Source organism: Acinetobacter proteolyticus, assembly GCF_000367945.1.
Taxonomy (GTDB): Bacteria; Pseudomonadota; Gammaproteobacteria; order Pseudomonadales; family Moraxellaceae; genus Acinetobacter; species Acinetobacter proteolyticus.
The window spans coordinates 1,499,554-1,511,588 of record NZ_KB849179.1 but is presented as its reverse complement, the minus strand read 5'-3'; the positions used below and the strand labels follow the sequence as shown (position 1 = coordinate 1,511,588).

13 protein-coding genes are annotated in these 12,035 nt (G+C 39.5%); 7 read left to right on the top strand and 6 right to left on the bottom strand.

The window, feature by feature from the left end:
• The first annotated feature begins 66 nt into the window (after positions 1-66).
• Both ppsR and F993_RS09720 read left to right on the top strand, forming a co-directional pair.
• Positions 67-903: a posphoenolpyruvate synthetase regulatory kinase/phosphorylase PpsR gene (ppsR, locus tag F993_RS09715; protein ID WP_004654391.1), complete on the top strand. Its 837-nt coding sequence runs from the start codon at positions 67-69 to the stop codon at positions 901-903.
• A 276-nt stretch (positions 904-1,179) separates the two neighbouring features.
• Positions 1,180-3,258, top strand: coding sequence for a sensor domain-containing protein (locus F993_RS09720; protein WP_004654388.1), 2,079 nt, complete (start codon positions 1,180-1,182; stop codon positions 3,256-3,258).
• Between the two features lie 70 nt (positions 3,259-3,328).
• Here the strand turns inward: F993_RS09720 and F993_RS09725 are convergent, their stop codons facing one another.
• Together F993_RS09725 and F993_RS09730 are read right to left on the bottom strand one after the other, a co-directional pair.
• Positions 3,329-4,330, bottom strand: coding sequence for an LLM class flavin-dependent oxidoreductase (locus tag F993_RS09725; protein ID WP_004654387.1), 1,002 nt, complete (start codon positions 4,328-4,330; stop codon positions 3,329-3,331).
• Positions 4,331-4,467: 137 nt separating this feature from the next.
• Positions 4,468-4,980, bottom strand: a complete 513-nt coding sequence (locus F993_RS09730) for a glycine zipper 2TM domain-containing protein (protein ID WP_004654384.1) — start codon at positions 4,978-4,980, stop codon at positions 4,468-4,470.
• A 247-nt stretch (positions 4,981-5,227) separates the two neighbouring features.
• Between F993_RS09730 and F993_RS09735 the strand changes: the two genes are divergently transcribed.
• Entirely contained in the window at positions 5,228-5,950 is a 723-nt protein-coding gene (locus F993_RS09735; RefSeq protein ID WP_004654382.1) for a pseudouridine synthase, read from the top strand.
• On the opposite strand, the gene F993_RS09740 is transcribed toward F993_RS09735, so the two are convergent.
• The 4 genes from F993_RS09740 to F993_RS09755 form a co-directional block, all read right to left on the bottom strand.
• Positions 5,942-6,385, bottom strand: coding sequence for a GNAT family N-acetyltransferase (locus F993_RS09740; RefSeq protein WP_004654380.1), 444 nt, complete (start codon positions 6,383-6,385; stop codon positions 5,942-5,944). The genes F993_RS09735 and F993_RS09740 overlap by 9 nt on opposite strands.
• A 98-nt stretch (positions 6,386-6,483) precedes the next feature.
• A complete protein-coding gene (locus tag F993_RS09745; protein WP_004654378.1) occupies positions 6,484-6,792 on the bottom strand; it encodes a type II toxin-antitoxin system RelB/DinJ family antitoxin in 309 nt (102 codons plus the stop codon).
• Between the two features lie 61 nt (positions 6,793-6,853).
• Positions 6,854-7,813 (bottom strand): pseudouridine synthase, encoded by a 960-nt coding sequence (locus tag F993_RS09750; RefSeq protein WP_004654376.1) that lies wholly within the window; start codon positions 7,811-7,813, stop codon positions 6,854-6,856.
• A gap of 18 nt (positions 7,814-7,831) precedes the next feature.
• On the bottom strand, positions 7,832-8,125 hold the full coding sequence (locus F993_RS09755) for a hypothetical protein (RefSeq protein ID WP_004654374.1): 294 nt from the start codon (positions 8,123-8,125) through the stop codon (positions 7,832-7,834).
• A gap of 120 nt (positions 8,126-8,245) precedes the next feature.
• Between F993_RS09755 and tsaE the strand changes: the two genes are divergently transcribed.
• The 4 genes from tsaE to hfq form a co-directional block, all read left to right on the top strand.
• Complete coding sequence (tsaE, locus tag F993_RS09760) at positions 8,246-8,722, top strand: tRNA (adenosine(37)-N6)-threonylcarbamoyltransferase complex ATPase subunit type 1 TsaE (protein ID WP_004654372.1); 477 nt, start codon at positions 8,246-8,248, stop codon at positions 8,720-8,722.
• Positions 8,712-10,667, top strand: a complete 1,956-nt coding sequence (gene mutL, locus F993_RS09765) for a DNA mismatch repair endonuclease MutL (RefSeq protein ID WP_004654370.1) — start codon at positions 8,712-8,714, stop codon at positions 10,665-10,667. The genes tsaE and mutL overlap by 11 nt, the downstream gene beginning before the upstream one ends.
• 6 nt (positions 10,668-10,673) lie before the next feature.
• Complete coding sequence (gene miaA / locus F993_RS09770; protein ID WP_004654368.1) at positions 10,674-11,618, top strand: tRNA (adenosine(37)-N6)-dimethylallyltransferase MiaA; 945 nt, start codon at positions 10,674-10,676, stop codon at positions 11,616-11,618.
• 91 nt (positions 11,619-11,709) lie between these two features.
• Positions 11,710-12,035, top strand: a 326-nt coding sequence (gene hfq / locus F993_RS20745; protein WP_004654367.1) for an RNA chaperone Hfq, incomplete at its 3' end; no start/stop codon positions are given.

The following is a 12,035-nucleotide window of genomic DNA, read 5'->3' as shown; positions in this document are numbered from 1 at the left end:
GTCATGTTAGATGAGTTTACTATAAAGATTATAGAGCACTAAGACAAATGTTTAAGGAGAATTTTGATGCCCGTAAGTAAAGAAATTAAACGGAGCGTTTTTTTTATTTCAGATGGTACCGCAATTACCGCAGAAACCCTTGGACATTCACTACTTGCGCAATTTCCAAACGTCGATTTTGACATTCATATTATGCCCTATATTGCCACCGAAGAAGCAGCGATGGTGGCCGTGGCCGAGATCAATGCCTGCCAATCTCGAGATGGTTCTTTACCGTTGGTTTTTGATACTTTGGTCGATCCACATGTCCGTGAAATTATCAATACAGCCAAGGCGGTCAATTTAGACGTTTTTGAAGGTCTTATTAGTAAATTAGAACAAGAGTTGGGTACACCGCCGACGACCTTAGTTGGACAAACGCATGCTGTTACCGATTCAGAATATTATAAAGCACGTATTGATGCGGTACATTTTGCGCTAGACAATGATGATGGGGCCAGAACACGTCATTATGATAAAGCCGATATTATTTTAATTGGTGTGTCCCGTTCAGGCAAAACACCGACCTCAATTTATTTGTCATTACAATTCGGTATTCGTGTTGCAAACTATCCTTTAACTGAGGAAGACCTAGATGACAATCGTTTACCAAAAGTTCTACGCGAACATAAAAACAAGTTGTTTGGTTTGATGATTGATGCGGAACGTTTGGTTGCAATTCGCAGTGAACGTAAGGCCAATAGTCGTTATTCAAGTTTTAGTCAGTGTCAAATGGAACTCCGTGCCATTGAGGGAATTTATATCTCCGAGGGGATTAAATATCTGAATGTAACTGAAATGTCGATTGAGGAAATCTCAACACGTGTCTTACAAATGACGGGTTTAAAACGTCGTATTGGCTAATCAGGCCTGACTACCTCAATCATTTAGATGGGGTAGTCTGTCGTTTTTTAGATCATTTTTCTTAAAGAAAGTTTGATAAAGATCGTTAATCTAAAATAAATAATTGATATTAAATAATAAAGTAAACCTAACTGATCAGTGCTGTAATTGGTGATAATTTTATTGCATTTCTGCTACAATACTGTGATTTAATTCTCACTTTTATTGTTGGTGGTCTATGGCTTTTATTGCAACTGAATATCTTGATAGAAAGAGTTCTGTTTGGAACAGAAGTCTGTGAACTTGGCTATTCCTTTTCACTCTAATTATCAACTGAGTGAGGCCCAACAAAGTATTTTTAACCGTATTCCGAGTCTGGTCTGGCTGCTCTCGGAGTACGGAGATGCGTATTTTTTTAATAGTTTAAGCCAAGAATATATTGGTTTTAATGACTTAGAACATTTTGCAAAAGACTGGATCGATTTAATTCATTCAGAGGATAGATCAATCTTCCAAAGTGAATGGCAGCAGGCATTTACTGATAAATCGTCATTTCAAATTGAATGCCGATTAAAACATCAGTCTGGTGCGTATCGATGGTTTTTATTGTCAGCAAAATTTATAACGGCAAATTCAGAGGAAAAAGCGCATTGGTTTATTAATAGCGTTGATATCCATGAAACCAAACAGTATCAGCAGAACTTGGTGCAGTGTATTAATGCACAGACCAATATGCTGGATAATAGTATTGATTGTATAAAATTATTAGAAGCAGACGGCTCATTACTGCATGTGAATAAAACAGGTTGTATTGCACTCAATATTCCTCAGGGCCAAGATAGTTTTGGAATGAAGTGGGCTGAACTTTTACCTTCTGAAATACGTTCAAAAGCAATTTATGCCTTGAAAACAGCACTTAAAGGTAAAACAGCACGCTTTCGTGGAATGAGTGGCGAGGGTTCAGAACGGCAATATTGGGATAATTTACTAACGCCGATTTTGAATGACCAAGGTCAGATCGTGCAGGTTTTATGCTTATCTCGTGATGTGACCGTACAACGACTGACTGAAATACAACTACGTCTTTCAAGTGAAATGGATGATTTAACTGGACTCTATAATCGTCGTTTCTTTAAACAACAACTCAAGCGTTCTTTACTTCGACATAAAAAGGGTGAAAAGCGTGTTGGCTTAATGCTGCTAGATCTGGATTATTTTAAACATATTAATGATACCTTAGGACATGCGGCAGGGGATCATTTACTGCGTGTTCTATCAAAACGAATAGAACACATCTTGCCAGACAATACTTTTGTGGCACGGTTAGGCGGCGATGAATTTGCAATTGTTGTCAACGGCATTGACTCAGAAGCAGAACTTGAGAAAGTAGCGATAGATGTCAGCCGGCAGTTGGATGCACCGATTACTTATGCAGGGAATTTAATTAATGGCAGTATGAGTATCGGTTGTGCGATTTATCCGCGTGATGCAAAAGATTCTGCAAATCTAATGAAATGTGCCGATACTGCATTGAATGATCTGAAAGCGACAGGCCGTGGTGGTTTCCGTATGTTTAATCAACACATGCAGATCGCAGCACAAAATATTGCCATTCAACTAAATGAAGCACGTCATATTATTCGTGATGATTTGATGGTGCCTTTCTATCAGCCAAAAGTTCGCTTAACTGATTCGAAAGTGGTTGGATTTGAAGCATTATTACGTTGGAAAACGGAAGATCAGCAGATTCATTCGCCTCGTAATATTGAACAAGCTTTTCAAGATTATATATTGGCAACAAAAATCAGTGATGCAATACAAAATAAAGTTTTTAAAGATATTGCTATGTGGATTGAGCAAGGGTTGGAGGTCGTTCCCGTTTCAATCAACGCAGCGCCAGTCGAATTTTTAAAAGATAATTATGCTGAACGTTTATTACAGCGCTTGAATTTATATAAAATTCCACACCATTTAGTGGAGATTGAAATCACAGAGCATATTTTGGATGATCGCGGCTCTGATTATGTGGTTCGCGCATTAAATTTATTAAAACAACAAGGCGTTAAAATTTCACTAGATGATTTTGGGACAGGGCACTCGTCTTTAACCCGCTTGCGTGATTATCCTGTCGATTGTCTCAAAATTGATTGTGAATTTATCCGTCAGATGAATGAGGATGATGCGATTTTAGCCATCGTTCAAGCCATTATTGCCTTAGGGCCAAAGCTTTCCTTGGACATTGTCGCTGAGGGGATTGAGAATATTGCACAACTCGAATTGCTCAAATCATCTGGATGTTCGATTGGTCAGGGTTATTTATTTAGCCCTGCGGTCAATGTACAACAAGCCACAAAAATGCTGCAACGTGGGATCTGAGTGCTTGATTGCATCATGAAAAAAGCCAACAAGACACATAAAAATATAAGTTTTGTTGGCAGCTAAGCATTTAGTTGGTTTTAATATCCATCAATCGGCTGAAGTTTTCTAAGCGTTTTTCAGTATCGTAAATATCACAGGTAAAGATAAACTCATCGACATCATATTGTGCCGCGATTTTATTTAAACCCGATTTAACGGTTTCTTGAGAACCAATTTGTGCCATGGCATAAAAATTCTGAATTGCCAGTTGTTCAGCACTGGTTGCAAGACCTTGGGTCGAGTCAATCGGTGGTTTGAGCTTTAAGCTGTGACCACGGATCAGATTTAAAATGCGTTGATAAGAACTGGTCGCCAAATATTGAGCTTGCTCATCCGTTGCAGCAACGACTGTTGGTATCCCCATAGAAACATAAGGCTTGTCCAGATATTCAGAAGCTTGGAAATTATCACGATAAAGTTCGATGGCTTGACCCAACATTCTCGGGGCAAAGTGCGATGCAAAAGAATAGGGAAGCCCGAGCTTGGCAGCCAGTTGTGCACTGAACAAACTTGAACCCAGTAACCAAACAGGGACATGGGTATTTTGGCCCGGTGTAGCGATAATTCTTTGATTTGGTTCAGGTGCTTTAAAATATTGTAAAATTTCCATCACATCTTGAGGAAATTGATCTTCAGTTTCTTGACGGCCACGACGTAAGGCACGCATGGTCATTTGATCGGTACCAGGGGCACGACCTAGACCGAGTTCAAAACGATTTGGATATAATGTCGCTAGTGTCCCGAATTGTTCCGCAACCACCAATGGTGCATGGTTGGGTAGCATAATACCGCCTGAACCCAGACGAATATGTTGGGTATTAGCAGCAATAAAGCCTAATAAAACCGCTGTCGCTGAGCTGGCAATCCCATCCATATTATGATGTTCAGCTAGCCAAAAACGTTCATAATCTAATTTTTCAGCATGTTGTGCCAGTTCGAGTGCATGACGGAGTGAAAACTCGATACTTTTATCATCCCGAACTGGTGCGAGTTCCAGAATAGAGAACTTTATATCTTGTAGTGATTTCATTATCGATTCTCAAAACTATATATCGAAATAATACGATATAAGTTGAGCTTTGTATATCGTTTTTGATCGATATATTTTTATTATTTGAAATAAAAAAAAGCGCCCGAAGGCGCTAAAGGGGTAAAAATTTGATCTGATTAACGGTGTTTGTACCAACCACGGTGGCGACCATTGTCATGGCGATAGCTTTCACGAGAATTATAATAACGGCGATCATCATAAGAACGACGGTTGTCATAACGGCGGTCATAGCGACGATCATCATAACGGCGATCCGCATCGCGGTCTTGACCTACCTTTTGACCTAAAGCAGCCCCACCAGCAGCTCCTAATGCAGCCCCGATATAGCCACCATTGCTTCCACCCATATTACGGCCAACGGTATAACCGCCCACACCACCTAAACCACCACCAATGGCAGCTTCAGTCCGGTCACGCCGATTACTTGATGCAGCTGCACCACCCGCACCACCAATAGCTGAACCAATCATGGCACCTGTATCACCACCGAGTTGTTTGCCTAGGGCAGTACCGACTACACTTCCTAATGCAGAGGTTGCAGCAACACGCGTCGTATTGTCAGCATGTGCAACGGTGATCATTGAAGATGCCGCTAAGATAATACTACATAACCACATATTCGATTTCATGGTGAAACTCCTTATCCATTCTTTTGGACAATATTCTTTTTTGCTTGCGATAAATGTAACAAGACTTTTGAGCGAAAATATGGAGCGCAATATCTAGATTGAGAGAGTTTGACGATGGTTTTGTATGTGTTGTATTACAAGTGAAGAGATTGTGAATAAATTATAAAAATAAAGAATGAATAAGCAACAGCCAACGATGCGCGCAGGAATCGAGTACAATAGGTGCAGTTTAGATTAGGGTGTATTTATGCTGCTGGAAAAAATTTTGCAATCACAAGGCTTTGGTTCACGTAAGTATTGCCAGCAGTTAATAAAAAATGGTTCTGTGCAAATAGACAATCAGGTTTGTGATAATCCGAAGCAGAATATTGGCACGGATCAACTTTGCTTTCAGGTATTCGGTGAGCAATATCAATATCGAGAGCATGTCTATATTATTTTAAATAAACCTCAAGGTTATGAATGTTCGCATCAGGCGACACATCATAAAAGTGTATTCAGTCTTTTTCCTGAAATTCTGCTACATCGTGGTATTCAATGTGTCGGTCGTCTGGATCAAGACACGACGGGTTTATTGTTACTGACCGATGATGGGCAATATCTACAAGCGTTAACTCACCCACGTAAACATGTGCCAAAAGTTTATCACGTCACCACTGCCGAGCCTGTCACAGCTGAACAGAAAATCGGATTAGAGCAAGGTGTTGAACTGCGGAATGAAAAAGGAATTTATGCTGCAACAGACATTCAACTTTTCTCATCTCATCAATTGGCGATGACCATTCATCAAGGGGTGTATCATCAAGTGAAAAGAATGTTGGCGGCGGTCGGAAATAAAGTTGAAGTTTTGCATCGGCATCAAGTGGGTTTACTTGAATTACCTGAATTAAAACAAGGTGAGTGGATGTATCTTACACCTTCTCAAAAACAGTTAAGCCAAAATATTGCGCTTGAGCAGTTATCACTTTAAAAAACAATGAAAGGTCTTGAACTCACTGTCTTGGATAAAGCCCATTTGTTCATAGAGACGGTGAGATTGATAATTGTTTTTTTGCGTTTCAAGGCTGATGCGCTGCGCATTTTCATGGCGTGCAAACAGGATAGCAGTATCAATCAATTGTTTTGCCGAGCCTTGTTTGCGGTAAGATGGCGTGACATACACATCATCAAGGATGTAATAGGTTTCACAAGCCACTGAAGAAAAAGCTAGATAGAGCAAGACAAAGCCTGTAAATACGTCATCTTTAACATGAATAAAAATAACACTGTCTTTGTTGTCAAAGCGATGTTTTAAAAATTGATACGATTGTTCAATATTTGATGATGCACCGTAGAACTGACGGTATTCGTCAAACAAGACAGCAAGTTGATGAAGATCTTCCTTTGTTGCTCGCTTAACAATCATTCCTGTCCATCCTTACACTTATAATTTTATTAGGACTGTCAGGATAGCGAAAAAAATTCAGCTTAAAAAATAAAAACTTGTTTATAAATGCAACATTGTTAAGTTTTGTCACTCTCACCAAGCAGTGCATTTAACTCTTCAAATAAATCTTCATGATCATCTTCAATTTCGGTCAAAGATGGATTTTCAGCGCTGGCTGCGGCTTTCGATTTACGCAGTTTCAGCAACTGTTCCATGTTGATGTTCTGATTTTCGATTGCAAAAGGAATTGACTTGGTCAGCACCACTTGTTTGAAGAAAAGGCGAACGGCCTGAGCAGGGGAGATCCCCAACTGTTTAAATACAGCAAAAGCTTGTTTCTTTTCCTGTGAATCGAGGCGAACCTGATAAACTTCTGTTTTTCGCATGAAGAATGTAACCACATATTTTTAGTTATCGTCATGTATTTTAAACCATTGCAATGTAATTTCAATATTTTTGAAGTGAAAAAATAGAATTTTTGTCATTACGTTGTGGTGGCAATGCAAGTTCAAAGTGTGAACTAAACAACATTTCCTGTTTTAAAATCGGGTCAATAAATTGAATTTCTTTGGCCAGTAATTGTAAAGGATGGCTAAAATCATCTTCTGCTTTATGTTGAATATTTGGGTAAAACGAATCATTAAGTATTGGAATATTCAGATAATTTAAATGAACACGCAATTGATGTTGTTTGCCTGTTTTAGGGCTGAGTTTATATTTGGCATAGCATTGATCATGCATCAATAATTCAAGCAAAGTTTCAGTATTAGCTGGTTTTTTTGGATCAATTTGCATGGTGTAAAAAGGCTGACTTTTTTCTAAATGGAGCTGCAAAATTTGCGGAAAATGCAGTTCAGAGCGATAAGCTGCGATTGCATGGTAGGTTTTTTGCACTTTTCTGTCGGCAAAAAGTTGTTGATAGATGCCTCTTGAGCTTGCCTTTTTACAGAATAGAACCACACCTGCAGTTTCACGATCAAGTCGATGAATGGGGGTGAGATCGACGTAGCCTGTTTGTTTTTTTAGTCTGACCAAAAGGGTTTCTTGCACATATTGACCTGTCGGACTCATGGTTAAAAAGTGCGGTTTGTCGACGACAAGTAGATCATCATTTTCAAATAAAATTTCATGCTGAAATGGCACATGAATTTCGTGAGCAAGGAAACGATAGTAGAAAATATGCGTATTGGGGGTATAGGGGCTGTCAAATTTGAGTTTGGTCCCATCTGCTGCATAAATTAGCTCATCTGCAAAACGCTGTTGCCATTCGCTCGCTAGAATATGGGGGAAGTGTTGGCAGAGATAATCAAAAATGGTATGTACCGAAACATCATGAGGTAAAAAGACTTTACTGGCGCTGACACCATTGATGAGCGGGGGATGGAAGAGAATTGTAGAATCAATCATATTTAGTAAATAGCAGCTTTATGAAGATTGCAGAACTGGGTAGATATCATGTTTACTCTTTATCTCGTTATAGCATTGAGTGCATACAACAGTCATTTTATTAAAATTATGAAACTTATCTGTCATACCATTTTCTTGAGTAAAAACATATTCACATGCTAAACACCATCCTTGCAGATTTGTTGGGTTTGAAACATTTTCAATAAAGCCTAGAGGTTGATTATTGTTATTATGAATCAAATGTCCACATACAACTGCAGCGTAATTTTGACCATGACATTCACACTCTATATATAAAGATTCGGAAGACATTTCTATCCTTTAAAATTGAAATAGTAATTGGATTAAAAAGTAGCAACTTCTTTCTATGGATTAGGCTTTAAAGCAGGGCAATGTTATCATAGCTGCCATTCCAATTTTATTTTATTTGCCATGTCATCTTCAGTGAAATTTACTCTAAATCATGAACAGGACACTCAACATTTTGCACAAATACTGTCTCAGCATGTGCACTCAGGCATTATTTATTTAATTGGTGATTTGGGTGCAGGAAAAACCACATTTACCCGTTATTTTCTACAAAAGTTAGGGCACCTGGGTTCGGTCAAAAGTCCAACTTATACCTTGGTTGAACCTTATACCATTCAAGGTAAAGAGATCTTTCATTTTGACCTGTATCGTTTGAATGATCCCTATGAGTTAGAGTTAATGGGTATCCGTGATTATTTAGATACACCTGATGCTTTATTTTTATTTGAATGGCCATCGAAAGGTGGTGATGAAATTCCAAAACCAGATATTGTGATTGATATTCAAAAATCGGAAGATGAACTGACTCGATTTGTGACTTTAACCACAGAGTCTGAAGCTTTATCTCAAACTTTGCAGGAACAATTGAATGGCGCATGATTCAACTCGTCGTATTCATACCTTAGATGCTGCCTTAGCCAACCAGATTGCTGCGGGTGAGGTGATTGAACGTCCCTCATCAGTAGTCAAAGAATTATTAGAAAACTCGATTGATGCTGGTGCAACTGAACTGATTATTCGAGTGGCACAAGGCGGCTCGACCCTGATTGAAATCATTGATAATGGTAATGGTATTCACGCTGAGGATTTACCTTTGGCTGTGATGCGTCATGCCACCAGTAAAATTCAAACTGCAGATGATTTACATGCCATTGTTAGTTTAGGATTCCGTGGTGAGGCATTGGCCTCAATTGCGGCTGTGTCACGCTTAACTTTAACCAGTAGCCAAGATGAGCAAGGTGTGGGTTATCAGGTAGAAGTGAATGGCACAGCATTCGATCATCAACAGATCCAAGCAGTGGCTGCACAAAAAGGCACTCATATTCGTGTCCAAGATCTATTTTTTAATGTGCCAGCGCGTCGTAAATTCTTAAAAAAACCAAGCACTGAATTTAATCATATTGAAGAAATTGTGCGCCGTTTGGCACTGACACATTTTGATATTCGCTTCGTACTGGAGCATAACGATAATATTCGTTTAAATCTGCCTGTGGCGGATAGTGGAGAGTTGCGTTATCAGCGCGTGCAGCAATTATTGGGTCAACAGTTTATTCAAAATGCCTACTGGATTGATGCTGAAAGTATCAATATGCATTTGTCGGGTTGGTTGGGACACCCTTCTGACGCACGTGCGCAGGCGGATATGCAGTATGTCTATGTGAATGGTCGTATTGTCAAAGATAAAACCATTTCACATGCGTTGCGTATGGCCTATGAAGGAATTTTGCATGGTCATCAACATTCCTCTTATTTGCTGTTCTTGGAAGTTGATCCTGAAAATATTGATGTGAATGTGCATCCAACCAAGCATGAAATCCGTTTTCTAAACCAGCGTGAAGTGCATGAATTTGTACGTCACTATGCCAAAGCAACCTTATCGCAATTTCAGACGGCAACTGCAGATTTAGCACAGGCCATGAAAACAGATGAGGCCACAGCAGAAAACTTTAATTATCAGCCTCAACCCAAATACCAAGAACAATTCAATTTACATCGAGCAGTGGTTGAATCTGAACCACAAGTCAATCAGCAAGTGGCTGTTTCGACTGACTTATTGACTGAGTTTAATCAAAGTCGTCCACAAGTAGTGCACTATAATTCAACACCACAAGAACCACGTTATAATGGTTCTGCGCAGTTGAATAATGCACTCAAAAGCTATTTAGCACCTTTACGTGATGAGCAATTTGATAAAGATGGGGCAATAGATGATCACACGATGCCTTCTCGTATTGACGAGTTTCCATTAGGGATTGCGATCGCACAACTGCATGGCATTTATATTTTGGCGCAAAATACTGAAGGCCTGATTATTGTGGATATGCATGCAGCACATGAGCGTATCTTGCTACAACAGATGAAGTCGGCATGGGATAAACCTGAATTCTGGACCTCGCAGCAACTGCTTATTCCTAAAGTTGTTTCGATTACGCGTATGCAAGCAACGCGTGTTGAAGATTTACAACCGCAATTACAGCGTTTAGGTTTGGAAATTGATCAATATGGTGATGAGCAGGTGATTGTCCGTGGCGTACCCGCCATATTGCATAAGGCTGATTTTGGTAATCTAGTGCCTGAGTTGTTAAATGATCTTGATCCGAATGACGAGGCGCGAGGTTTATTGCAAAAACGTGATGAGCTACTTGCAGGTATGGCGTGTCATGGCGCTGTACGTGCACATCGTCAGTTAAGCCTATCTGAAATGAATGCTTTATTGCGTCAAATGGAACAAACCGAGTTTGCCAGTCAATGTAATCATGGGCGTCCAACTTGGAGGGCATTTCCACTGAATCAATTAGATAAATTATTTGCTCGAGGAGAGTAGTTTTACATGTCAAATCAATTGCCCGTCATCAATTTAATGGGGCCTACCGCAAGTGGTAAAACTGCATTGGCATGCGAACTTTATGAGCGTGGTAATTTTGAGCTGATCTCGGTTGATTCGGCTTTAGTGTATAAAGATATGGATATTGGCACAGCAAAGCCGACTAAGGAAGAGCAACAACAATATCCACATCATTTAATTGATATTATTACCCCTTTGGAGGTCTATTCAGCAGCACAATTTGTTGAAGATGTCTGCCCATTGATTGATGATATGCATGCACGTGGTAAAACCCCGATTTTGGTCGGTGGTACAATGCTATATTTTAAAGCTCTGTTAGAAGGTCTGGCCAATAATTTGCCAAATGCTGACCAAGAAATCCGCGATGCAATTGTTGCCAAGGCTGATCTTGAAGGCTGGCAGGCAGTTTATGATGAGTTGGTGGCTGTCGATCCTGTTGCGGGGCAAAAATTTAAAGTCTCAGATAAACAACGGATTATTCGTGCACTTGAAGTCTATCGAATAACAGGCGAGCCGATAACAAAATTACAAGCTGAGCAGCCTAAAAATCAACCATATCGTTACATATTTCATAACTACGCATTGATGCCTGATCGTTTAGAATTACATCAACGCATTGAGCAAAGATTAAGCAAAATGTGGAACATTGGTTTTTTAAATGAAGTAGAGGAATTGATTAAAAAATACGATTTAAATGATAATTTACCGTCCATGCGGTCCGTCGGTTATCGTCAAGCTTTGGATTTTTTACTAAAAAGTGATCTAAGTCTCAAAAATAAAGTAGAAATGGAGAACAAAGCCCTTTTTGCGACGAGGCAATTAGCTAAACGTCAATACACTTGGTTACGTTCTTTGCAAGAATTACACGATTTTAAAACTTACATGACGATAATGCAGGCGAAAGAAGACTTGCGAAACTTCTTTGGATAAAGCAAAATTCGCAGGCTGTCTTTTTATAATTTTTAGTTGAAAAATAAAGATAGTTTTTTTGCGCTGATTTAAAAATTTTTTGGAGTTAAAAATGTCTAAAGGTCAAACTTTACAAGATCCGTTCTTAAATTCTCTCCGTAAAGAACGTATTCCAGTTTCTATTTTCCTTGTGAACGGTATCAAATTACAAGGCCATATTGAGTCATTTGACCAATATGTTGTTTTGTTGAAAAACACTGTAAGTCAAATGGTTTATAAACACGCGATTTCTACAGTTGTTCCTGCGCGTAACCCACGTCCAGCTGGTGCTCAAGGTACTGCTGGTGGCTTCCCTGCACAAGGTGCTGCTGGTGGCTTCGGTGGTCAAGGTGCTGCTGGTGGCTTCGGTGGTCAAGGCGGTGGCTTCGGTGGTCAAGG

Excerpts from the sequence above, each read along its gene's own strand:
- ppsR (WP_004654391.1), top strand. The coding sequence starts at position 67 with ATGCCCGTAAGTAAAGAAATTAAACGGAGCGTTTTTTTTATTTCAGAT.
- F993_RS09725 (WP_004654387.1), bottom strand. The coding sequence starts at position 4,330 with ATGAAATCACTACAAGATATAAAGTTCTCTATTCTGGAACTCGCACCA.
- F993_RS09730 (WP_004654384.1), bottom strand. The coding sequence starts at position 4,980 with ATGAAATCGAATATGTGGTTATGTAGTATTATCTTAGCGGCATCTTCA.
- F993_RS09735 (WP_004654382.1), top strand. The coding sequence starts at position 5,228 with ATGCTGCTGGAAAAAATTTTGCAATCACAAGGCTTTGGTTCACGTAAG.
- F993_RS09740 (WP_004654380.1), bottom strand. The coding sequence starts at position 6,385 with ATGATTGTTAAGCGAGCAACAAAGGAAGATCTTCATCAACTTGCTGTC.
- F993_RS09745 (WP_004654378.1), bottom strand. The coding sequence starts at position 6,792 with ATGCGAAAAACAGAAGTTTATCAGGTTCGCCTCGATTCACAGGAAAAG.
- F993_RS09750 (WP_004654376.1), bottom strand. The coding sequence starts at position 7,813 with ATGATTGATTCTACAATTCTCTTCCATCCCCCGCTCATCAATGGTGTC.
- F993_RS09755 (WP_004654374.1), bottom strand. The coding sequence starts at position 8,125 with ATGTCTTCCGAATCTTTATATATAGAGTGTGAATGTCATGGTCAAAAT.
- tsaE (WP_004654372.1), top strand. The coding sequence starts at position 8,246 with ATGTCATCTTCAGTGAAATTTACTCTAAATCATGAACAGGACACTCAA.
- mutL (WP_004654370.1), top strand. The coding sequence starts at position 8,712 with ATGGCGCATGATTCAACTCGTCGTATTCATACCTTAGATGCTGCCTTA.
- miaA (WP_004654368.1), top strand. The coding sequence starts at position 10,674 with ATGTCAAATCAATTGCCCGTCATCAATTTAATGGGGCCTACCGCAAGT.